The organism is Sutcliffiella horikoshii (assembly GCF_008180725.1).
Taxonomy (GTDB): Bacteria; Bacillota; Bacilli; order Bacillales; family Bacillaceae_I; genus Sutcliffiella_A; species Sutcliffiella_A horikoshii_B.
The window spans coordinates 1-24,671 of sequence record NZ_VTEV01000012.1; the positions used below are offsets into that span (position 1 = coordinate 1).

Here is a 24,671-nt window from a genome sequence, read left to right on the forward strand (position 1 = left end):
TTTCCCGAAGTTATCCCAGTCTTACAGGCAGGTTGCCCACGTGTTACTCACCCGTCCGCCGCTGACCTTTCAAAAGCAAGCTTTTAAAAGGTCCGCTCGACTTGCATGTATTAGGCACGCCGCCAGCGTTCGTCCTGAGCCAGGATCAAACTCTCCAATAAAGAGTCTGAGCTTTTGCTCAAAATTTGCTAGCTTGTGTTACTTAAAATCATTTTGTCGTGTTCCGTAGAACCGACGTTATGACGCTGTTGTTTTGTTTAGTTTTCAAAGATCATTTTCTGTCGCTCCGTGGCGACTTAATTACTATACCATGCTGTGCGTTTCTCGTCAACATGTTTTTTTAAGTTTTTGTTGCGCGCATTACAGCGAGTTAACAAATCGTGTTTTGCAGCAACGAATAATAATATACCATGCTTACCTTAACACGGTCAACTACTTTTTTAATATAATTTTAAATTACTATTTTAAGAGGACTTTCTTCTATATATAAAAGCAAGAGTGACCTCTTATATATTCGGTACCACCTATACATTTCCTTAAACCCAACTAACAGAAAAAACCCCTGCCATATTTTAGCAGGGGTTTAAAGCCTTCTTTTAAACTATTCAACCAAGAAAACAAAATACAGAACGAAGATGACAAACAATGCATACATGATTGGGTGAATTTCTTTCGTTCTGCCCTTCATGATCATCGTGATCGGGTAGAAGATAAATCCTACTGCAATACCTGTTGCGATGCTGTATGTTAATGGCATTGCAATAACTGTTAAGAATGCAGGTACTGCAATCTCAAATTTGTTCCAATTAATTTTTCCTAATGCTGATACCATCAACACACCGACAATGATTAGTGCTGGTGCAGTTACTGGTTCAGTGATGACAGAAAGCAATGGGAAGAATACTAGTGATAATAAGAACAATCCTGCTGTTACGACAGATGCGAATCCTGTTCTACCTCCAGCTGCTACACCGGAAGATGATTCAATGTAGGAAGTGGTAGTGGATGTTCCAAGTACCGCTCCGGCTACTGTTGCTGCAGAGTCTGCGAAAAGTGCTTTTCCTGCACGTGGAAGTTTGTTGTCTTTCATGAAACCTGCTTGGTTTGCAACGGCTACAAGCGTACCAGCCGTGTCAAAGAAATCTACGAATAAGAATGTAAGGATAACAACTAGCATTTGGATCGTGAAGATATCTCCTAAACTAGCAAACGCTGCACCGAATGTAGAATCGATACTTGGAACTGACCCGACAACTGCAGCAGGTCTGTCAATTAGGCCAAATAGCATTCCAACTACTGCTGTAATGACAATCCCGAAGAAGATTCCGCCTTTAATGCCTCTTACCATAAGAATAACTGTGATTACTAGACCGAAGATTGCTAATAATGTATTACCGTTTGTTAGATCTCCTAATGCCACAAGTACTACTTCGTCTCCGACGATAACGCCGGCATTTTGTAAACCGATGAATGTAATGAATAACCCGATACCTGCTCCAACTGCATATTTTAATTCTGCTGGAATAGCATTGATGATTTTTTCGCGAATACCGAATAGTGTTAAAAAGATAAAGATGATACCAGAAACTAATACGCCTGCTAGTGCTGTTTGCCAAGGAATGCCCATCCCAAGTACAACAGAATAAGCGAAGAATGCATTAAGACCCATACCCGGTGCAAGTGCGATTGGGTATTTTGCATAGAGGCCCATGATTAAGCAACCAACTGCTGCGGATAGTGCTGTCGCTGTAAAGATGGCACCTTGATCCATGCGAAGAGCATCCGGATAATCCCCTACGCTTGCCAAAGATAGCATTAGTGGATTTACTATCAATATATAGGCCATTGCCAGGAATGTCGTTAGTCCCGCAATGGATTCTGTTTTGTAGCTAGTACCGTGTTTCTCAAACTCAAAATAATTCTTCATGCAAAAATCCTCCTCAAGATAATTCGTACAAACATGAAAACGCCCCTGGCATAAACCAGGAGCGCTAACATTTAACTGACGAGGATAGGAAGTAGTGATAACATTCATCTAATAAATTCAGATACATGTACCACCTAGTTCCTATTACCTCGTAGTCAAGCTGTTTACGGTAGCCTGGTAGAAACTTTTGGGCCATATTCCCAAATTTATACGAGATTTGAACTATAAATGTATGATAATTTCAGTTTTTATATTACCAAGCTCACAAAGATTCGTCAACATAAAAAACGAACATTCGACAAATAATTTTTACCAATGTTCGTTTTTAACCCAAATCAAAAGCCGACCAGGGGATCCCAGTCGGCTTTTTTATTTATTATTCCCACTCAATTGTTGCAGGTGGCTTACTTGTAATGTCATAAACCACACGGTTGATGTGGTCTACCTCGTTGACAATACGCGTGGAGATTACTTCTAGCACATCCCAAGGGATACGCGCCCAATCGGACGTCATTCCATCAATGGATGTCACCGCACGGATACCGATTGTGTAATCATACGTACGTTGGTCTCCCATTACTCCGACACTGCGGATGTCTGGAAGTACCGTGAAGTATTGCCAGATATCGCGGTCAAGACCAGCTTTTTTAATTTCTTCACGAAGGATATGATCGGATTCACGAACGATTTCTAGTTTTTCATCAGATATTTCACCAAGCACACGGATTCCTAGACCAGGGCCTGGGAATGGCTGGCGCCAAACGATTTCGTCCGGAATGCCCAGTTCTGTTCCTAGTGCACGAACCTCATCTTTGAACAATGTGTTCAACGGTTCAATCAGTTGGAACTGCATGTCCTCTGGAAGCCCGCCAACATTGTGGTGAGATTTGATGGTTTGTGCGGTTGCCGTACCACTCTCAATGATATCTGTATAAAGCGTACCTTGTGCAAGATAGTCGATGCCCTCTAATTTAGAAGCTTCGTCATCAAATACATAGATAAATTCGTTACCAATAATTTTACGTTTTTGCTCAGGGTCAGAAACACCTTTTAGCTTGTTAAGGAAGCGGTCTTTTGCATCTACTTTGATAACGTTCATGTTGAAACCTTCACTAAACGTCTTCATTACAGCATCCGCTTCGTTTTTACGTAATAGACCGTGGTCTACGAAAATACAAGTCAATTGGTCACCGATTGCTTTGTGAATCAACACAGCTACAACCGAAGAGTCTACTCCGCCACTTAGTGCGCAGAGTACCTTTTTGTCGCCGACAACGTCACGGATTTTTTGCATTTCGATTTCAAGGAAGTTCTCGATTGTCCAGCTGTCTGTGCAACCACAAACGTTGTACACGAAGTTTCTTAATAGATCGTTTCCATACACAGAGTGACGTACCTCTGGATGGAATTGAACACCGTACATTTTCTTTTCTTCGTTACTGATTCCGGCAATTGGACATGCTGGGCTAGTAAGGTCAACATCAAAGTCTTCCGGTTCTGAAACAACTAAGTCACCATGACTCATCCATACAACTTGCTGTTCCGGAATATCTTGATACAACGCAGATTGGTTAGAAACAGTTGCAAGAGCTTTTCCGTATTCACGGTGACTTGCTTTTTCTACTACTCCGCCAAAGTGCATCGTCATCAGCTGCATGCCGTAACAAATACCTAAAACAGGGATGCCAAGTTCAAAGATTTCTTCGTCACAACGGAAGGAGTTTTCCCCATAGACACTGTTTGGTCCGCCAGAAAGGATGATTCCTTTTGGGTTCATTTTTTTAATTTCTTCTGCTGTAATCGTATGTGGATGTAGTTCGCTGTAGACACCGAACTCACGGATACGACGTGTGATTAGTTGGTTATATTGACTGCCGAAGTCAAGGACGACGACCATTTCTTGGATACCTTCCACCCGAATTCACCTCATAAGTTTATTATTTTTCGGAGCATATCTTTTCGTTTATTTTGACCTAAAAAAGGAAAGATATGCCTTTCGTTTTCAAAAGGGCACTCTGTTTAACTCCTGTAGATTTCCGTTCCAGGTGTTCACTTTCCTAGTGTCGCTGCTGGAGCCTCCTCGGCTTCGCCTGTGAGGTCTCCGCCTAACGCTATCTCCCTAAGGAGTCTCACACTTTACACTCCAATCTACAGGTGGATAAACTATCACATTTAAAAGTTGAAATACCCTTTAAAACACAAAAAAACTAGAATCTTCCCCTCATATATACATAAGAAGGCAGAATTCTAGTTTGCTAGTGGGAACTTATATAAATATAATGCACCCTACCAGGAATAGAACTGCCTTCATAGTCGGGTAGTTGACGGCAACCCGGTAGAGACTCTCGAACCATATTATCGAGGATATATGAAGCCACTAAAAATTATAGTTGTATTAATTTGACCTTATTCTATCAGTGTGTTTCTACTAGGTCAAGATGATGTCTTTTTAATTAAATTTTCCCATAATTCCACCGATTTCTCCCATTCTTGTTCAGAGGAATCGCCGCGGTAAAGGACACGTTCGTAACGAGCAGTGAGGGATTGCATATCTCCAGTGCTGTAATAGTCATCGATATACTTGGCATATTCGCGAAGTGTCTGACCTTCTCTTCGTGTAAGACCGATGGAATGCAACTGTCTTAACAAGGCAGGATACGCTTTATTAAAGGTACCCTCATCCTTCTTTCCTTTATAGCGCAAGATATAGTAATAAGGAATCCACTTATTTCGGGCAAAAAATAGCACGGCACCTGCAGCAAGTAACGACGCCATGAAAAGTGCTACTGGCTTCCAAGAAATATCCGCAAAATTCCACGTTCCACCATTAGAACCGGATGCTCCGGCAGCCTCTTCATCTTCCCCAGGATCCAGTTCAGGAATATTGCTTGGATCTGACTCTGGCTGTTGCGGTTGTTCAATAGTATCTTCTTCCTCTGTCGTTTCTCCTGTATTCTCTTCTACAGACTGATACACAAAGCTATATGGGTTAGAGAATCCGCTTGTTGGTTCATATGTTACCCAGCCAACTTCCGGATAGTAGACTTCCACCCAAGAGTGGGCGTTGTTGTTTGTTACTTCAAAAAGCCTTGTGTTATTATCTGTGACATCGACAAACTCACCTTGCGTATACCCCTTTACCCATCTTGCCGGTATGTCGACAGCACGTAATAGGGCGACCATGGAAGTCGAGAAATTATCGCAATACCCTTGCATCGTTTCAAACAGGAATTGATCCACATAATCCTCGTCCCCTGCTGGAACGGCAACTTCTGTAGTTTCATAAACAAAGTCGTTGTTGCGGAAATATCTTTCCACCGCATTGACTTTATCAAAGCGTGAAGTAAACGACCCGGTTATTTCTTCCGCAAGGTCGACCACCCTGTCTGGCAAACTATCAGGCAACTGAGTATAACGATCCACAAACTCTTCGTTGCTTTCTTCACCAGTTCCAGGCTGTGCTCCCTTTAATGCTTCTATATAATACCTTGGAAAATCATAGTTCACACTGTATTCTTCTAATTCAATGGGATCTCCCTCTTCATCCAACGTACGGATTTTTTCCGTACTGTCGTTTAGACTAAAATTAATCCCCTCTTCTTCCACTTGTATTTCATTTAATCCAAGCGGATAATTGATATGGGGATAAGTTTTCTCCATCGTCAATGTTGCAGAATAGGCATCTGTCGGAACCTCATCGCTCATCCAAGTGACCTGATCATTGAGCCCCCTATTAAGTTCCGCTCGTTCCCCTTCAGTTGAATCCCAGCCTTTTCCGGTATAAATGTCTTTTGTTTCCACTCGCCAATAGTGAGTGCGCGTCAGCTCTGCTTGGAAAACGACGCTATCATCCGGGACAAACGGGCCACCAAGGCGGGAATCATTTTCTCCATAGCCGATTTTACGCACACCGCCACCAGTTCCAGGACCGTCTCCATTTCCGATTCCCTTTAAAAAAGGCACAGGATCCGGCCATATAGGTGCAGCTTTAGGCGAGAAGTAACCGGCAGTAGCGGAAAGGAGAATAAAGATAATCAGTGGAACTCCCCATCCAATCAGGAGTTTGCCGCTTCTATATACCCCTTCCCTTTCTTTCAATCTCTCTAAATGGACAAACCCAACAATGGATAGTCCAACAACAATCAACCGCATAATCGCTTCATTCCCTTGATACGGTGTAAAGGTATCAAGAATGGCAACATAGGTGATGGTGAATATAACAAATAACAACATCTGTTTTCGATACAAGATCCAGTAGATTACGAGATAACTTACAAGCCAAAGCAGGATAAACAGCAGGATACTTCTAAACATCCCTGTCATCGCAATCCAATCTTGTGCCCATATAACATTCACGTTATATTTCAAATCATTCCAAAGGTATGCAAACCAGTCCTTACTCAGAAACTTTCCATCTATATAGAGGATATGGATAAAATAAAACATAAACCCGAGATGAACGAAAAAGCTTAGGAGTGGAAGTATTTGCAAAAAGGAAAGCGAAAAAGATATTAGAAGGAACACAACGAACACATATAAGTTCGCGGTATTTGTTACCTCCTTTAACGGCAGGATCCATTCTAATAACAAGATAAATCCGAATACATGCATGAGTAAGGCATAACCGTTTCGCTGATAGGGGTTGGATTTTGCCATCGCTAACTCACCTCACTTATGATGGGACTTTTCGGCATAGTCGGATAGACGGTCTTTATCAAAATATTTCTCCGTTTTAACAGGTCCATGTAGGAAAGTTCTTCTTTCGTCAAACGAACTCCCTCATCCTTTGTAAGATGGACTTCTAGATGCAGGTGTCTAGTAGAGAGTTTCTCAAGACTTTCTACCATGCTCCTGTTAAGTTTGCCTGTGATAAAAATAAATGTAACGGTTGGTTGGAATTTGCCGATTTCCATTTCAATCACTTTGGAGAAATCCCTTTTGCTGTTCGGTTGGATTTTCGCCAGGTGATAATAAATCCCTGCAAATTGTTCTTCCCCGCTTCGCAACGAGTAAACCGATCGATCTTCCCCAACCGACACAAGGCCAACCTGGGATCCATACTTGAGGATAGCTTTGGTCATGGCAGCGCTATAGCTGACCGCACTTTCAAACGAGGCGCTTTGGGAACGATCAATAAACAACATAACATCATGGGATTGCTGCTGTTCAAATTCCTTTGTCATAATATCGTTACGACGCGCGGTCGCTTTCCAATCAATCCAAGAGAATCTGTCCCCAGGCTGATACTCCCTGACACCTACCGTCATCGATGTATCACGAACCATTTTCATTTTGGAGGACGTGGACCCTTGATCAAACTTATTTTCGTGTTGCCTATATGTCATGTCTGCATAGCTTGGATACACCAAAAAGTGCTGTTCCAATTCTATTGTTCTCTCTTTTTCAATCAAGCCGAGGAAATCACCTGTCACCAAACGGATCCCAGTCAATGTATGTTCTCCGCGCGGTACACGGTCTAAGGCATATTGAATGGTGATGGTGCTTTTAAACCACGGAAAAAGAATCCGCTTTGCCTGCTTTGTTTGCTGACAGAATAATAGGTCATTTGGTAGAATTTCTTCTACTAAAAGATACGCAAGCGGTACCGGCACCGTTCTCCTAAGCGTTATAGTCCCTATTAACCTATCGCCGGCACGGTATTTTTCCTGATTGATCGTTCTTGACACTTCAAAATCCTTGAGCGGATACACTAAAATGAAGAAAGCATACAAGGCAAACGGGAGAAAGCTCACGAATAAAAACCAGCTGACAAACCCGCCTTGGAACATAGCATAAACAAAGGTGGTGACTACCAACAGCAGAAAAGAAACCAATTTCCAGATTTTTTTAGCTTTCTGAAAAAATGCCTTCATTATCTGCTCATCGACCTTTGAACGGGAATTGGCGTGCGGTCAATCACCTTTTTCACCACTTGCTCTGCTGTCATCCCCTCAAACTTCGCCTCAGATTTAAGGATAATCCGATGCGGCAACACATAAGGAGCCAAATATTGAATATCATCCGGAAGCACATAATCTCTGCCATGTATAAAAGCATACGCTTGGGCCGCTTTCATCAACGCCACTGAACCACGCGGACTTGCGCCTAAATAGACGGACTGGTGAGTACGAGTACGATTGACCAAGTCAACGATATATTCTTTTACCGTCACATCCACATGCACTTCTTTTACCTGCTTCTGCATTTCCTGAAGTTCTTCCAAAGTAATAACCGATTGCAACTCATTGATCGGTTGTTTCTTTTCCGTTGTATGTAAAATATTCACTTCTTCCTGAGGCGACGGATAGCCCATATTCATTTTGAATAAAAAGCGGTCAAGTTGTGCCTCAGGCAATGGATACGTTCCTTCATATTCAATTGGGTTTTGTGTTGCCATTACGAAAAACGGGCTTCCTAATGACAGGGTGTTTCCATCCACCGTGACACTTCCCTCTTCCATTCCCTCTAACAGAGCCGCTTGTGTTTTAGGAGAAGTTCGGTTAATTTCATCCGCTAGGACAATATTCCCCATAATTGGGCCAGGTCTGAACTCGAATTTCAATTCTTTAGGGTTATAGATGGAGCTTCCTGTTACATCTGAAGGCAAAAGGTCAGGTGTGAACTGGATACGTTTGAAATTTGCACCGACGGATTTGGCAAGAGATCTCACCATTAATGTCTTCCCAACTCCAGGTACATCCTCAAGCAGCACATGTCCTCCCGCAAGCAAAGCAACAATACTTAATTCTGCTACATGTTCTTTACCAATCATTACATTGCCAATATTGTCCAATATTCGTTTTACTTGTAATGGTGTAGTTTCCAAAATCCGTACCCCCTAGATTCTATATTTATATATAAATCGACAACATTTAACACCTAATCTACACTATATTCGCTTTTCTGTCAGAAAAACCCTTTAATACCCATGCAAATAGTTTCAATTTTCCCTATATATAGAATAACAAAAAAAGTAGAGCGAATGGTACTAATCGCTCTCAGGGAAAAAATAGCAAAGAATATCAAATTACAAAGAAGGAATTTCGGATTCCGTGTAGAATTTTTTACATATAAGAGGGTGTAATCAACTTAAACATTTACCCTTATATCAAAAGGGTTAAACTTTTTTAATCATGCATCCCTTAAAATCTTCACAGAGCACAGGGCCAAACTCCTTGTTCTTAAAGGGATGAGACAATGGAAGTGAAAGTGCAGCAATCCGAATTATCGAGTGAAATAGGAAGGTTACTTAGGAAACACTTCGGAAAAGGGCCCGAGGCTGTTTTTGTAACCATCGCATCTCCTTATGTCATCATCTATTTGCGCCATTTTCTATCTCCAATCGAAAATATGCTGCTAGAAGACAATCACACGATGACAGTTGAAGAAATTCGGGATAAAATGATGCGCAAACTGAATGAGAAAATTAAAGAAATAATTCATTCCGTCACGGGATTACCGATAAAAGAGTTTTACTATGATTGGACTTTCGAGAACGGATCTGGCCTTTTGGTCGGAGTCGAGGGAAAAGCAGAGAAATTCTTTGAATACAACTATCCAAACCGACGAGAAATGGAAACCATCATTACCAAGATTAGCGCCGAAGCAGAGAAACATCCGGACATTACATATTCCCATATGTTGAACGACCGCACACTCATTGTCATTCGGGAGGGCATCCTCGTTCAAATAGAGGAACAGCTCATTGAACTGGGATTTGAAGAAGCATTGACTCTTGCAAAACGGAAACTGGAGAAAAAACTTCTATTCCAAGCAAAGCCATCCTTTCAACAACTGTTGAAAAGGGACATCACCGAAATATTTGTTAACTGGGACTTCAGCTTAGACAAAAGCATTATCGTGTTTATTTTAGCACCACAGAAAACATAACCGGCAGTAATGATCTAGGCATGGAACTAGACATAAGCCAAAGAGAAGGCAGTACTTACCTGCCCTCTCTTTGGCTTTTTTTGTTAACAGCTTACCTCTCCGCTTATGGAAATTTGCTTTACCCCAGGAGGGATAAAAGGATGGAAATTAAACACCAACTCACCATCAAAGACGACAAAGATATCATTTATGTAAGAAAGCTTGGACGTGAAATAGCCACTGGTATGGGCTTTAACTATATTGATCAAGTACGAATCACAACCGCCATCTCAGAACTCGCGCGGAACGTGGTCAAATATGCCGGATCCGGCACCGTATCCATTGAAGTAATACATAAATACGCCCCCGGATTATGCGTAATTGTAATAGATAACGGACCCGGAATAACCAGCATTGGCAAAGCAATGGAAGACGGCTACTCCACCTCCGACAGCCTAGGCGCCGGCCTACCCGGAGTAAAAAGAATGATGGATGAATTTTTGATAGATTCCGTGATCGAGCAAGGAACCAGGATTGAAATGGTGAAGTGGTTGCGGGGGTAGAGGGCTGTGGGGTGGCCTTGGGGTTGCGGGGACAGGCTCCTCGACCCACCTCACTTCTCCTGACACGGTGAATTGCATTTATTGAATAATTCAAAGCTTTTATTGAATAATCCCCGTTATTTTTTGTACTTAGAACTCAAACCCACTCCAAAAACTCCAGCCTGTTTCCAAAAGGATCACTTACGTAAATTCTATTTGCCCCAGGAAGATTCTCGTCCACCGTGTATTCCAGCGCCTGTGAACTTAAATACCTTTTAAAATCTTCTATTCGGTGCACCTCAAATGCCGGATGTGCTTTTTTAGCAGGAACAAAAGGCTCCTCCACGCCTAAATGAAGATGAACGGCCCCGTTACTAAACCACACGCCGCCTCTTTTTCCAAGTGACTCCGGCTTTTCTATTTCTTCAAAACCCAAAATCTCACCATAGAATCTACGCGCATCACCCTCCATCCCCTTTGGCATGGCAAGCTGGACATGATCAATTTTGTTGATAGTAAATGACAAGGTAACCCCTCCTTTTGTTTATACTTTCATCTTACTTAAAAGAGGTGGTCATAGAAATAACTGTTATTTTATGAATGCCTATAAGCTTTTCTTATTCTTCTTCACCTTTTATGTATCGTGCAGAAAAATAAAAGGTACCTAGTGAAGTAAGTACTCCTGCACCAAAAAGGATACTCCCTATAATGACGAAATTGTTGGTTTGGGTGTCGACTATTCTTTCATAATTACTTGTATCAGCCATACCACCTACGCCATCCAACCACGAATCCCCTATCGCCGTACCAAAGGTAACACTTAGAAACATTAACACCAAACCACCAATTATTAGTGCTGCGTTAAGAATCTTTAGTTCTTTAATATGCTCATAATTCATATATACTCCTCCTATCATAAAAAAGCTATTATCCATATAGACTTACGCACCAACCAAGAAAAAGTTTCCAAAATTAAAAGGTGATGCCACATGCGCATCACCTTTTTATCTTACTCTCGTCATCCCATCTAATTCCTTATATATTCTCTTGTTTTAACCCATCAATAATGTTTTCTTTTCTAATTTTTGAAGTGGAATATAGCATGGCCGAGCTGACGATAACGAAAATGGCAGTTATCACAAACAGGATATCCAGCCACGGCAGGCTAAAACCATATTCAAAGGTTACATTTACAGAGCGATGCAATAAATACATAACACCTATACTGATTGGCAGACCAATCAGGAGGGAATTGACTCCATAAAAGATGCTTTCGTAATTAATCATTTTGTTAAAACCTTTCGGGGTCATTCCAACAGACTTTAGCATCGCAAATTCCCTTTTTCGCAAGGAGATACCGGTAGAAATGGTATTAAAGATATTGGCGATGGAGATCAAGGAAATCAAGGCGATGAATCCATAGGTGAATACCGATAGGAACATGATCATTTGTTGATCACGCTCTCTGCTTTGTACCGCGTTATAGATATACATAGAAGAAGGGACGACTTCCTCCAACGTTTCTTGCATCTCCATTGGATCACTGCTATTCAAATACAGATAGGATTGGACTTGATTTGCCGCACCATCATTAAGGATACTATCGAACGTTTCCATGGGGACAATGACATCCAAACCGCCAAGTGTTGCAGTTCTGATTCCCATTAGGAGTTCGTCTGTGAGTGCGCCGATTTCCAAGTCCGAAAGAGTAGTGTTTTCGTTTGTATCATAGTCTGTAAATAGTAGCTCCAGCTTATCACCTGGCTTTGTTTGAATCGATTCCGTTTCAACAAACTTAGATGCTTCGTAATCATGATAGGAGATTGTATTAATAATGATAGCCTTCGGGTTATTAGGGTCCTGATAATTCGCAGGATCTGTTCCTACTCTCTCTGCATACTCTTGAAAACTGCTTTCGCTTAAACCGTATAAATTAATATAATATGGGTGTTTTCCTTCTTGGAGTGCCCAATTCTCCTTTTTTATACGTTCAACTAATAAAGGAGGAAACATCTCTTCATCTATTAAGGACGTCAGCTGGACGGACTTATGAAGACTATGTTCCGTGACACCTTCTAACTGTACCAACGACTCCAAACCGGAAATGTCTCCGCTACTATCTGAAACTAAAATATCAAAGTCAATGCCTTCCTGTGACATTTCCACCGATGTGCTTAAATTCGCCGTAAAGAACGATACGGTTAGAAAAAGGATGATGCTGATAACAAGTGAAAACAATGTGGCATAATACCTTTTCTTATTCCTTTTTACATTTTTCAGTCCGATTTCCGCTTCCAAGCCGAATATTTTCCTTACCAGCTTGGATGTCTTGACCGCTTTGCCCGTCAGCTTTATATCCTGTGTCTGGCGGATTGCATCAATGGCCGAAACTTTGGATGCTTTACGGGCAGGCAGGTAGGTGGAAATGAAGATGGTGGTGCTTGAAATTAAACAGGCAACCAGAACAGAAAGCGGTGTGACAACTACTTCGAGCTTAACACTTGTTGCCAATGCACCCGCTATATAGGTATTGATGAACATAAAGGTAATTGCTATCCCACCAAGCCCCGCTAAGACACCGATTGGGATACTGATCAACCCAATGACGGCCCCTTCAAAGAATACCGAATTACGCTTTTGTTTCTTGGTTGCCCCAACACTTGAAAGCATCCCCAAATGCCTTGCCCGTTCTGATACGCTAATTGCAAAAGCATTATATATCAGAGATACCGAACCAATCACTATGACAGCAATAATGATACCTGCCAAAGAATACATGGTCGTATGGAGATTATCGTTATCTGAGATTCCATAATATCGGAGCAGCTCCTCATTGAAACCTACCCCAACTATATCGTTTTGTTGTGCCAATTGTTCCGCTTGTTTAAAAATGGAACGGGTTAAATCCTTTACCACCACAACGGCATCAACATTTACCGCTTTATTCAGATTTTCCTGATCGATATAATTGATCACCGTATATCCGGGTGCCCACGGCTCCTCCCAAGAAGGCCTTTCAATTGTTCCTACAACAGTGAAAGTTTCTGTTGAGTGTATATCCAAGTCTTCAAGGAATCCCTCTTCATCCCTTTGAACCGTATCGTTCTGCAGCAAAGCATCCGGCTCACCTTCCAACATACGATTTCCAATATCAACGGCCATCTCAGCGCCAATTTCATAGTTAATCCCTGTGTCTTTCGCAATATGATCAGACACGACTACTTCATTTGCCGCTTCAGGCAGGCGTCCACTGGTTAACTTTATAGGAAATTGTTCCAACCCTTCCTCATTGTATCCTTTAAAAAAGAGATAAGGCTTATCACTTATCTCATCCCCTTCCAACAGTGCATACCCCATATCGCTGGAAAGAATCAATTTTTCCGTATTCCCATCTTCTTCGATAGTTTTTATTTGATTACTGGTGACGTTTTTATATTGAACATGCCACTCTCCGCTGTCTGCAATGCTTTGCCTTTTAAAAAGGTCGAGAAAAGAGACTCCAAGCGTCGCAACAGCCATCACCATCGCAACCGAGATGATGACACCAATAATCGTCACCAACGTCCTTCTCTTATTTTTCTTCAGATGCCTTAATGTCAGCTTATTGATGATGTTCATGGACGAATCACCTCGTCCTTCGCAACTTTTCCATCGTTGATTTCAATGACACGATCAGCCTGCAGCGCAATCCTTTCATCATGGGTAATGACGATAAGGGTCTGATTATAGGTTTTATTAAACATTTTCAAAAGTTCCATGATCTCGCCGCTATTTTTACTATCTAAATTACCCGTCGGCTCATCCGCCAGAATGATCGCCGGATTGCTGATGAGGGCCCTTCCGATAGATACACGCTGCTGTTGTCCACCGGAAAGCTGATTGGGCAAGTGATTCAGACGATGATCCAATCCAAGGGTGGATGCAATATTACTGAATTGTTTCTGGTCCACTTTGTGTTCATCCAATAGTAATGGCAGTGTCATGTTCTCTTCTACTGTCAAAATCGGGATTAGATTATAAAACTGATAGATCAATCCGATTTGCCTGCGTCTGAATATCGCCAGCTGTGTTTCATTCAATTGGTAGATATCCGTATTATCTACAAGCACCTTGCCACTTGACGGTCTGTCCACACCACCCAGTAAATGAAGCAACGTTGATTTACCAGATCCGGATGGACCGATAATCGCCACAAATTCTCCCTTTTTCACCGAAAATGATACATTATCCAATGCTTTTACCGCTGTATCTCCCTTACCATATACCTTAGACAGATTTTCTATTTGTAAAATGCTCATCGCATTCGCCTCCATATGTTAAATGTATCTTTAATATATCTGCCTAAGATGACTATAAGGTGACTTCCTAAGTGACAGTTTAGTCACTTAAGGGGACAGATTCATGTCCAACAGGACGAACCTATCCCCTTATATCAGGTGCGAGCCTTGTTATAAAACTTAATATGAAACTCGGTACCCTTGCCTTGTTCGCTTCTGACCTCAATATCCCCCTGCTGACTTGTGATGATGCTGTATGCCATGGCAAGCCCAATTCCCACGCTATCTTCTCCTGCATTTTTTCCTTTATAAAAACGCCTGAAGATATAGGGGAGATCTTCCTTTGGGATTCCATGCCCATTATCCTTTACTTTTATCTCTGTATAAAGTGGGTTTTCCGAAAAGGAAATGGAAACTTGGCCGCCTGTTGAAGTATGCTCCACACAGTTTTTCAAAATATTAATCAATGCCTCTGCCGTCCAGTGATTATCCCCTGTAAAATTAACAAACTCATCCCCTTGCACCAATAAAGTCTGCTCCTTGATATCCATGGGAATCAACACCGACTGCACTGCCCTATCTATAAGCGCGCGTACTGAAACTTTATCTTTTTTAAAAATAACAGTGCCCGCATCAATTTTAGATAATTTTAAAAGAGAGGACACAAGCCACTCGATTCTTTCTAATTGCACACGGATATTTTGTGTGAATTCAGCACGCTTCAATTCATCGAGCTTATTATCGCTGAGCAAATCGGCCATGACCATCATGGAGGTAAGCGGAGTTTTCAATTGATGCGAAATATCGGAAATCGCATTTGTTAATTTGACTTTATCCTCTTCCAAATAGGTGCGCTGCTCAGAAAGCATAAGGGTAACTTTATAGATATCGCTTTTTAAAATACTCAGTTCGCCCTCATGATTGTCACGAACATCCAATTCATAATCACCATTGCTGATACGGCGTAAATACCCTGAAAGTTTTTCAATTTCACGGTACCTCCACTTGGTGAAAATCAAACTGCAAGTAATGAGCAACATGGTGGTTGTGAGAATAAGTATTGCAGCAGATATGGACAGGAAGAATCCTGCTGCCACGCTGGCTACAGCGCCAATCAAGACCATGATGACTATGTATAGTTGGATCTCTCTGTTACGCCACATTTCATTGACCTGCCTTATAGCCCATTCCACGAACGGTTTTGATGATCACAGGGCTTTGAGGGTTGTCCTCCAGCTTTTCCCGCAACCGCTTAATGTAGACGGTCAGCGTATTGTCATTGACAAAATCCCCTGCCACATCCCAAATCCGGTCAAGCAGCTGGGCTCTTGTCAGCACCTGCCCGATATGGTTGGCAAAGATCATCAACAACCGGTATTCCAATGCAGTCAGCAGGACCTCTTCCCCATTTTTGAATACCTTGCCTTCTAATGAATTAATGCGGATATTCTCGATATCTATGTAGCTTTTTGCCTGCTCAGGCTGCTTATGGTAACGTCGTAAGACCGACTTAATGCGGGAAAGGAGCTCACGGATCCTGAACGGCTTCGTAATATAATCGTCCGCTCCCATATCCAGCCCCATCACCACATTTACCTCATCATCAAAGGCCGTAAGAAAAATCACCGGTTTGTCCTCACGCTTCTTCACCTGTTCGCAAAGGTCATACCCGCTTCCATCAGGTAAAGACAAATCAAATAAACATAGATCTATCTCACTAAGTCTATCACCGATCGCTGACTCTGCTGATTGAACATCATGACAAAGAATGGTCTCATACCCTTCCTGCCGAAGAGAATACTCCAAACCAGTAGCAATCGTCCTATCGTCCTCAACCAACAACACTCTCATCTTTCAACACCCCAACCAAGACCTTTTCTTTTATCATATTTTATCTCTTCCTTCGCGTCAAAAACGTCTTTTTCACAAGCACTGAAATTATCTTGAGGCATGGCAAACGGATACAAATGTAAAGGTGATGCATATTTGCACCACCTTGTTTAGCTGTCCATAAAACATTTTTCTACTATACTATGCAAAAATAGTCGATATTACTCGATGCAATTTCAAGGCCCTTATCACAACAAAAAAAATCAGCTTAATCGAACGTTTGTTTAAAAATTACTATTCACTTAGGCACTACTCTAGGGATGGTTGCAACTCTTACATATTCTTACATAAATATATGAGCAGGGGTTAAGGAGAAGAAGTAGACTCTTTTTTCTATTATCTAGAAGTTGGAAAGCAGGGGCACTGGATGAAGACCTTGTTTTTTGCGGTAGAGACGTCTTCATACCCTCGATGAAGACCTCTCTGCATCCATTTTCACCTCAGAGATGTCCTCATACCCTCGATGAAGACCTCTCTGCATCCATTTTCACCTCAGAGATGTCCTCATAACCCCTATGAAGACCTCTCTTCCTCCAGTTTCACTGCACAGACGTCTTCATAACCTCGATGAAGACCTCTCTTCCTCCTGTTTCACCGCACAGACGTCTTCATACCCTCGATGAAGACCTCTCTTCCTCCTGTTTCACCGCACAGACGTCTTCATACCCTCGATGAAGACCTCTCTTCCTCCAGTTTCACCTCAGAGATGTCCTCATAACCCCGATGAAGACCTCTCTTCCTCCTGTTTCACCGCAGAGACGTCTTCATACCCTCGATGAAGACCTCTCTTCCTCCAGTTTCACCCCAGAGACGTCTTCATACCCTCGATGAAGACCTCTCTTCCTCCAGTTTCACCGCACAGACGTCTTCATATCCTCGATGGACCTCTCTTCCTCCAGTTTCACCGCACAGACGTCTTCATAACCCCTATGAAGACCTCTCTTCCTCCAGTTTCACCTCAGAGATGTCCTCATAACCCCGATGAAGACCTCTCTTCCTCCAGTTTCACCGCACAGACGTCTTCATACCCTCGATGAAGACCTCTCTTCCTCCAGTTTCACTGCACAGACGTCTTCATAACCCCTAAGCAAGCCTCTCCTTCTACAACTCTACAAAACCAAAAACTTTTCTAACTTCCTTTTCCAATTCACCAATCAACTTAAACGCATCTTTCCTAGGAGCCAATGCCTTCACAATGCTTGCATAGTACCAGTGCTGCTTCTGTTTCCCTCTATTAAACCGCCCCCAAATCACTTCCCCATGCTCTTCAAGGTCCGTTCGAATGGAGCGTAAATTATGTAACTTATCCGCAACGATCACTTGCAATTCATCCATCGATGCATCTTTTAACCCATCAATGGTGTGTTGTTTTCTGTCTTCCCAAGAAAGACTTTTGTCATTTTCAGAAGCAGCCACAACTAGATTTGCTACAGGGGCACCGAACTCTTTCACCAAACTATCATAAGTAGCTTCCGTATCTTCTAGTGTGTCGTGCAAAATTCCAGCAGCAACCACTTCTTCAGAGCAACCGGCACCTTGCAACATCATCCCAACCGCAAAAGGATGCGTGACATAGGGTGTCTCCGTCCCTTTTCTTGTCTGGTTTTTATGTGCCATAGCAGCGAAAATAATGGCTTTTTCAACTAGTTTCATATATAACACTCCCCTACCTTGTTATTTTCATATACCATTCGAAAATAGTCGATATTTCCCGAAACGATTTTAAGCCCTTACGTTCAATAACAAAATTCGATTTGTTCAAACGTTTGTTTAAAAATTACTATTCAATCTGAAATAAAATCAGACATCTCTTCTTTTAAGTTTATACTGACTCATATAAAAAAGACACATGAAATCCAAATGATTCCATGTGTCTGACCTATAACTCTATAACAATCTTCTTCTCTTTCTCACAACCACCAAACACCCTACTCCCATCACCAGCAAAATAAACCCGATGACATAAAAGTCATATAGATTAGTAGCCGTGTTCGGAAGCTTCTCTCCACTCTGTTTCTTTCCTTGTTCGTTTTTCTTCTCATCGCCCTTGCCTGGAGCTGCGGGATTATTTACCTTAACCGGATCTGCAGGTTTTCCAGGTTGCCCAGGCTTTGGATTCACCGGCCCAGGCGTACCTGTACCTGGATTACTTGGCCCTCCAGGATTTCCACCTGGTATCCCCGGTGTCCCCGGTTTCCCCGGTTCTCCTGGTTCTCCTGGCTCAGACGGATCCGGCCCTTCCACCACTTTCCCCTTAGTGAAAGTCCAAATATCCGACGTAGTCACCCCAGTGTGCTCATCCTCCACCACAACATACCACCAATAACGCTCATTTTCCGCAAGCCCTTCCCACACCATTTCTGCCACACTTCCGCTCGAAACGGCTACTTGCTTGCCAATTTCCACTTCCGTATAAACGTTTACCGCAAAATAATCTGTTGCCACTCGCTTTTCTTTTGGCTGAAGGTCTAACTCAAGCACAAACTCATCCTTACCTGGATAGGTTTCCGTATCATAATAGTTATACTGATCCAGATACGGAGAGTACGTATTTACGACAATCCGGTTATTGTCCGTATCAAAATGCAGCAGTCGCATGAAGCCCTGTCCGCCTTCTGGACCTGCTTGATAGTCGGCAAGCATTTGATAAACTTGGCGGTCAGGCGCACCGTCACCGTCATCATCTACTGCATCAACCAACAACTGCGACTCATGATAATGGCCGCTCAACACCGCAAACACATTTTCATTTGGCAGCACAACCTCCTCATACAACTTGTCACCAAGCGGATGGCGCACTCCCGTTGCCTGCAAGTACTCATGAAAATTCAAGATCGCCATGCGGTCTGGATGGGCAGCAAGCACCTCATTCATCCAGGCAATTCCTTCGTCTTCCACACCCCAACCGAGATACACCATGATATAGTCATTTCCGTTGGAGGAAATAAGGTCATAATGACCGCGGTTATTTTTATAACTACCGCCGTAATAAGGCTTGTCCTTAAAGCGATCTTCTCCAAAATATTTATAATACTGTGTGTAGTCATTCGTTTTGTGGTCCACGTCATGGTTTCCTGCCAGCACGCCATATGGAATTTCGTTCTCGTCCAAGACGCCCATAAACTGATCCGCATAATTCCATTGGGACTCTTGATCGGGCATATTTACAAGATCTCCCGTGTGGAACACATATTCAATTTTCATTTCCTCTTCCATTTCCGCTATCCATTCGGTTTGTCTTTCATAGATGTGCGGGAAACTTTCCGAGTAATACTGCGTGTCTGACATCCAGACAAACGTATAATCATACTCTTCAGGGGAGGCTGGAATTTCATCCTGAACCAGCACGTTGATGTTGCTTTCTTTTACAAAATCAGCGACTGCGATCTCTCCTTGCAGGCCAAAGTCTTCCGTTCCAGCAATCTTATAATCAATAATCTCCCACTTGTTGGACGTGTGGTTCCAGGCATACATCGTCACTTTTCTGCCTTCAAGGGAGTTCCCCTTCCAAACAAGCTCGACCGAATCCCCTTCATGAACAGAATCGTCCACCGTTACATCAAAGCGGTGATAAGGGAATTCTGTAGAAGAATCCGTGATGAGATATTCCCCGTCTTCGTTAGAAACAAGGGCAATATCCTCTTCTGTAAAAGCTTCCTCGCCCTCTGGAACCATCGTTTGCGGCGGCTCGACTTCGTTGGCATTTTTGAAGCCCTTCATACGATCACCTTGGGTTACATCGTACTTATACCCACCGTAAAAAGTAACATCTAAATCATCGTCAGTCGGATCCGACACCTTCACTTTTAACGTCGGGTCGCCGTCCACTGGTGTTTCCGCCTCATCTGCCGGGGATACCAGTTCCGGTTTCAACGGATTTTCATTCACAACGGAGAAGTGCACCACTTTTACTGCTTCATTTCCTACTTCATCGATCGCCACGACTTTCAACGTATGCTCGCCAGCCGAAAGCTTAGAAGAGGCCGTCTCAAAAGGGACCGCAATCACCTTATCATCAAGGAACACCCTCGTTTCTTTTACCCCGGCTATCCCGTCGGTTGCTGTTACGTCGATGGTAAAAGCACCCTTATATTCCTTGCCTTCTTCTAGTGAAGTCGTGATGCTTGGAGCCGTGTTATCCACCATTACGGCAGTTGAAATTTCCTCATCTGCATCCATGGCGGAAACTACATGCTCCCCGTCCGAGACAGAAGTCGTGTCCCATTTATAGGATTTAGAAGGAGCCTGCTCCCCTGTCACCGTAAAAGTAAATTCTTCAAAAATACGGTCTGTTCCGTCATCGCCCATGTCAAACACTTGAGTGGGATCATTTTTCCCCGCATCGCGCAGGATCGTTCCATCTGCCAAAACGAGGCGGACATTTCTCAAATTATAGTCATCTCGGTTGTCCTCGGACTCCAGGTCAAACGGGGACGCCTTGTTACCCGCACGAATCGTAATTGTGTTGTCCCCAAGCTCCAGTTTGTCCGGGTTAATCGGAACCGTGATTGTCTGCCATTCATTGATCCAATCATCAAAAATATGCAGAACCTCATCTCCCATGGTGACCCCGTTCTGGAAGAAGGTATTGATGCCGCTTACCTCAAATGCGAAATAAGAGGTATGCTCAACAGCTTGGAACGTTTCCCCTTCCACTTCTTTCCCATCTATCAATAGCTTCACATCTTCCGGAGTATCCGTGCTGGAAGTCCCTTTCAATATCTTCTCCCCAGCAAGGATTTCACCGTCTTGTACATTCAAGCGGAGACTGGAGAAATCTAATTCGGTTGTGACATTCACCTTATACGTTTCAGTTGTCACCTCATTCATGCCATCTGTAATCTCGAAATAATATTCTACATATTCTTTTGCGATAATTTCAGGCGAGTAGACGGTATAGTGGTAAAGCAAGTCATTATAATCCTTTGTCAGGATGGCTTGTTTGAACTCGGTCTGGTCGTTCGTCCGGTAAAATAAACGGACCGTCTTCACTTCCTTATCATCCTGGGCATCTAGAACGATTTCAATATTTTCCGTCTGATCAACCTCGGTTACCTTTGTTAAATTTTCATACGTCGGCGCAACCGTATCTGCTTCCATTTCCACCGTTTCGGCAGGCACTTGAGAAGCATCCACCATACCAGGTGTTGCCGCTTTTTCCGCCGCACTTGTCTTGATCATCTGTGTCGAGCCATCTAACGGGTATTGATATAACACACCCATATTGGCTGCCGTATCCTTCACATTCGGAACATCATTGTAATAGGCGACCGCAAGCTCCTTTTTCGAGTTCGTTGCCACTACAAGTCCGCGCATCGCACCATTGGCCATGCCGTCACTATAGATCCGAACGATATTTTTATCCTCCACTAGGTCCGATCCGTAATTGGCATTGAAATCCGCCACGGTCTGCTCGCGGTTTTGCGCATTGATGATCCAGAATACTAGCGTTTCCTTGGATGGAATCACCACATCATCCGGAATCGAAGGCCACACCACATCTGTCGCACTCTCCGCCCCGTAACGATAATAAAGCTTATAATCTTTAAAACTCATATCCTGATTCGTATTGTTATAAATTTCAATGAACTCATAGCCATCCGCCGATCCAACATTTGTTGAATCTGGAACCACTTCCGTTACCAAAAATGGCGGCAATGACTGATAGTCCACTTCGATTTGTTTTACCTCAATCGTGAACTCATCCGTCTTGGCAACATTCCAACCATCCGAAGCTTCCACATAATAAACGACATCCCCCGAAACATCCACCCCAAGTATTTCCGCACTATAGACAGAAGATCCTTCAGACGTTGGGTTCATGGACAAGGAAGTAAATGTCTCGTCCCCTTTCTTTTTATAAAATAAAGTCGCAAAAGGGTTCGCCATATCATCTGTAATGGTCGCTTCAATCCGAATTGGCGAGTACGCAGTGCCATTTGTGACAGGCGTATGCTCCACCACAGGCGCCATTGTATCTTCCGGGATTTCCTCCAGCTCCACCGGCTTAGTCGGGACCTGGCTTTCCTTTGCCATACCAGGTGTCGGCGCAGCCAGTCCTTCCAACTTCATCATCGCCGTTCCGCTTGTCGGGAACAGATAATCAATGCCCGCTCCGTTATTGTCATTGTCACTGCCAAGATAACTTGCCGACACGACTTCCGCACCATCTGTATCTTTGATCACAAGGGCACGGTTGCCTCCATTTGCAAAGCCAGGGAAGACATCCTTGAACTCGACAACCTGATCTTCCGTTAGCGCCAGCCCAAAGTTTTCGTTAAACTCAGCCAGCGTCCTGTTTCCGGTGTTATACCAAAATACGAGTTCCTCCTGCGGCTCCAAAATCACAGCAGGCACCTGGAATGGCAGCTCACTTCCCGTGTCCGTATATTTATAGACAAAAGAATAGTTTGCCAGATTCATCGGTTGATTCGTATTGTTGTACACCTCAAAAAACTCGTAGTAATCCGTTCCTCCCCCTTTGGAGTTCGGGGACAGCTCGGTGATGAGCAATGGCAGCTCACTGTAAGTTTCTTCTGGGACTTCAACTGAAATAGTAGACGGTTCCGTAGCTGCTGTGTTCGTTCCATCCGCTGCTTCGATATAGTAGGTGATTGGTCCATCCACTTTGGAAGCTGGAATTTCGGCAGTATAGTTAGAAGTCTCCTCTTGTTGAAGCATACTTAGACTCGTGAAGCTTTCCTCTGTTTCTTTTTTATAAAATAATGTTGCCGCAGAGACACCAACGTCATCCGTTATCGTTGCATGAACAGGGATGGCAGTGAACCTTTCCGCATCTGTCACGACAGTGTGCGCAATCACTGGCGGTGTTTGATCAACGACAGGCGCTTCCTCTTCTACCACTGTTACCGGCTGCTCAGGTACTTGAAGAGCTTCAATGGATCCTGGCGTTGGCAATGCAAGAACCGCATGCTTGTCCATCACCGTCCCGCTCGCCGGAAACTTATACTCAATTCCCGCTCCGTTGTTATCATTCTCACTTCCTAGATAACTAGCAGAAACCAATTCCTTCCCTTGCTTATCCTTGATCACCAAGGCGCGGTTTCCACCGTTCGCAAAGCCTGGAAAAACATCTTTAAAAGAAACCACTTGGTCTTCTGTTAGTGCCAAACCATAGTTCTGGTTAAAATCAGCAAGGCTTCGGTCTCCAGTGTTATACCAAAACACCAGTGTTTCCTGTGATTCAATGGTCGTGTCAGGAACAGGGAAAGGAATCTCCCTTCCTGTATCGGTGTATGTATAGACAAAATTCAAATCCGCTGTAGAAATCGCTTGATCTGTATTATTGTAGAGCTCATAGTACTCATAATAATCAGTTCCAGCACCAGCGGAGTTTGGAGAAATTTCTGTGATGAGTAGATGAGGGAGCAGGTTATAATCCAGCTCTTCTGTGATGGCCTGCTCTTCCGTTTGTTGCTCTTCAGTAGGTTCTTCTGGTTGTTCCGTTGGTTCATCCACTTCTTCCTCTTCTGCTGGAGGTGCAACTTCTGTTTGTGGTTCTTCCACTACCGGCTCTTCTTTTACAGGCTCTTCCGTTACCTCTTCTTCCACCGTTTCCACATCCTGCGGTTCTACCTGTTCCTCGGCAGGCGGCTCTGTATTTTCGACCGGCTCACTATTTTCTTCCGGGGTTGTTTCCTCATTTTCTTCTACAGGAGGCGTTTCCGTTTCTGTAACCTCTTCCTCCGCATGCACCACTCCGAGTGGCACAATCGGCTGAAAATTCGTTCCCACAATAGTAATAATCATCAAAGACGACAGCAGCTTCCGACCAAACTTTCGCTTCTCTTTCCTCATCACTAACCTCCACCGAACTATTTTGAACATTTAAAATTTTACCGATGGATTGTTAAGTGGGTATGAAGGTGTTGTAAAATTTATGGAAAGCTGGGTAGTTTTGAAAGTCTAGACCAAAATTGCTGATGCGACCTAAAACCACGGCCCAAGTAGGATTTTAATCTTTTGGGACGTTTCTCGCTTTTCGCTAGCTTTAAAATATTGGCATTGGCCGGTTCTTACCCTTTGCATTTATCTTCGACCATTTAAATGAAATTTCATTGTCACCAAAGGCTTCATATTGGTGATGAGGACCTCTCTCCTCCTTTTTCCTTGTCACGGAGGTCTTCATATCGGTAATGAGGACCT

15 protein-coding genes, 1 rRNA gene and 2 riboswitches are annotated in these 24,671 nt (G+C 43.2%); of the genes, 2 read left to right on the top strand and 14 right to left on the bottom strand.

The window, feature by feature from the left end; translation table 11 throughout:
- From FZC76_RS20570 to FZC76_RS20595, 6 genes are all read right to left on the bottom strand, one after another.
- Window positions 1-161: ribosomal RNA gene (locus FZC76_RS20570) — 16S ribosomal RNA — on the bottom strand; the annotation flags it as partial.
- A gap of 440 nt (window positions 162-601) precedes the next feature.
- Window positions 602-1,927, bottom strand: a complete 1,326-nt coding sequence (locus FZC76_RS20575; RefSeq protein ID WP_148990031.1) for an NCS2 family permease — start codon at window positions 1,925-1,927, stop codon at window positions 602-604.
- 132 nt (window positions 1,928-2,059) lie between these two features.
- A riboswitch (purine riboswitch) is annotated at window positions 2,060-2,161 on the bottom strand.
- Window positions 2,162-2,303: 142 nt separating this feature from the next.
- Window positions 2,304-3,824: a glutamine-hydrolyzing GMP synthase gene (guaA, locus tag FZC76_RS20580; RefSeq protein ID WP_148990080.1), complete on the bottom strand. Its 1,521-nt coding sequence runs from the start codon at window positions 3,822-3,824 to the stop codon at window positions 2,304-2,306.
- Between the two features lie 393 nt (window positions 3,825-4,217).
- Window positions 4,218-4,319, bottom strand: a riboswitch (purine riboswitch).
- A gap of 41 nt (window positions 4,320-4,360) precedes the next feature.
- On the bottom strand, window positions 4,361-6,583 hold the full coding sequence (locus FZC76_RS20585; RefSeq protein ID WP_148990032.1) for a DUF4129 domain-containing transglutaminase family protein: 2,223 nt from the start codon (window positions 6,581-6,583) through the stop codon (window positions 4,361-4,363).
- A gap of 2 nt (window positions 6,584-6,585) precedes the next feature.
- Window positions 6,586-7,800 (bottom strand): DUF58 domain-containing protein, encoded by a 1,215-nt coding sequence (locus FZC76_RS20590; protein WP_148990033.1) that lies wholly within the window; start codon window positions 7,798-7,800, stop codon window positions 6,586-6,588.
- The gene (locus FZC76_RS20595) at window positions 7,800-8,753 is read right to left on the bottom strand and encodes an AAA family ATPase (protein ID WP_222928524.1); all 954 of its coding nucleotides are present in this window, start codon (window positions 8,751-8,753) and stop codon (window positions 7,800-7,802) included. Before FZC76_RS20595 ends, FZC76_RS20590 begins: the two co-directional genes overlap by 1 nt.
- Window positions 8,754-9,124: 371 nt before the next feature.
- Here FZC76_RS20595 and FZC76_RS20600 point away from each other — a divergent pair, with 371 nt between their 5' ends.
- Window positions 9,125-9,817, top strand: a complete 693-nt coding sequence (locus FZC76_RS20600; RefSeq protein WP_148990034.1) for a Na-translocating system protein MpsC family protein — start codon at window positions 9,125-9,127, stop codon at window positions 9,815-9,817.
- A gap of 140 nt (window positions 9,818-9,957) precedes the next feature.
- A complete protein-coding gene (locus tag FZC76_RS20605) occupies window positions 9,958-10,359 on the top strand; it encodes an anti-sigma regulatory factor (protein WP_148990035.1) in 402 nt (133 codons plus the stop codon).
- A gap of 136 nt (window positions 10,360-10,495) precedes the next feature.
- On the opposite strand, the gene FZC76_RS20610 is transcribed toward FZC76_RS20605, so the two are convergent.
- From FZC76_RS20610 to FZC76_RS20645, 8 genes are all read right to left on the bottom strand, one after another.
- The gene (locus tag FZC76_RS20610) at window positions 10,496-10,864 is read right to left on the bottom strand and encodes a VOC family protein (RefSeq protein ID WP_148990036.1); all 369 of its coding nucleotides are present in this window, start codon (window positions 10,862-10,864) and stop codon (window positions 10,496-10,498) included.
- A 91-nt stretch (window positions 10,865-10,955) separates the two neighbouring features.
- Window positions 10,956-11,237 (bottom strand): hypothetical protein, encoded by a 282-nt coding sequence (locus FZC76_RS20615; RefSeq protein ID WP_187442172.1) that lies wholly within the window; start codon window positions 11,235-11,237, stop codon window positions 10,956-10,958.
- A gap of 136 nt (window positions 11,238-11,373) precedes the next feature.
- Window positions 11,374-13,956, bottom strand: coding sequence for an ABC transporter permease (locus tag FZC76_RS20620; RefSeq protein WP_148990038.1), 2,583 nt, complete (start codon window positions 13,954-13,956; stop codon window positions 11,374-11,376).
- Window positions 13,953-14,636: an ABC transporter ATP-binding protein gene (locus FZC76_RS20625; RefSeq protein ID WP_148990039.1), complete on the bottom strand. Its 684-nt coding sequence runs from the start codon at window positions 14,634-14,636 to the stop codon at window positions 13,953-13,955. Before FZC76_RS20625 ends, FZC76_RS20620 begins: the two co-directional genes overlap by 4 nt.
- 134 nt (window positions 14,637-14,770) lie before the next feature.
- Window positions 14,771-15,778 (bottom strand): sensor histidine kinase, encoded by a 1,008-nt coding sequence (locus FZC76_RS20630; protein ID WP_148990040.1) that lies wholly within the window; start codon window positions 15,776-15,778, stop codon window positions 14,771-14,773.
- 1 nt (window position 15,779) lies between these two features.
- Complete coding sequence (locus tag FZC76_RS20635; RefSeq protein ID WP_148990041.1) at window positions 15,780-16,466, bottom strand: response regulator transcription factor; 687 nt, start codon at window positions 16,464-16,466, stop codon at window positions 15,780-15,782.
- A 1,140-nt stretch (window positions 16,467-17,606) separates the two neighbouring features.
- Window positions 17,607-18,158, bottom strand: coding sequence for an HD domain-containing protein (locus FZC76_RS20640; protein ID WP_148990042.1), 552 nt, complete (start codon window positions 18,156-18,158; stop codon window positions 17,607-17,609).
- Window positions 18,159-18,392: 234 nt separating this feature from the next.
- Window positions 18,393-24,323: a lamin tail domain-containing protein gene (locus FZC76_RS20645; protein WP_148990043.1), complete on the bottom strand. Its 5,931-nt coding sequence runs from the start codon at window positions 24,321-24,323 to the stop codon at window positions 18,393-18,395.
- Between the last annotated feature and the right edge of the window lie 348 nt (window positions 24,324-24,671).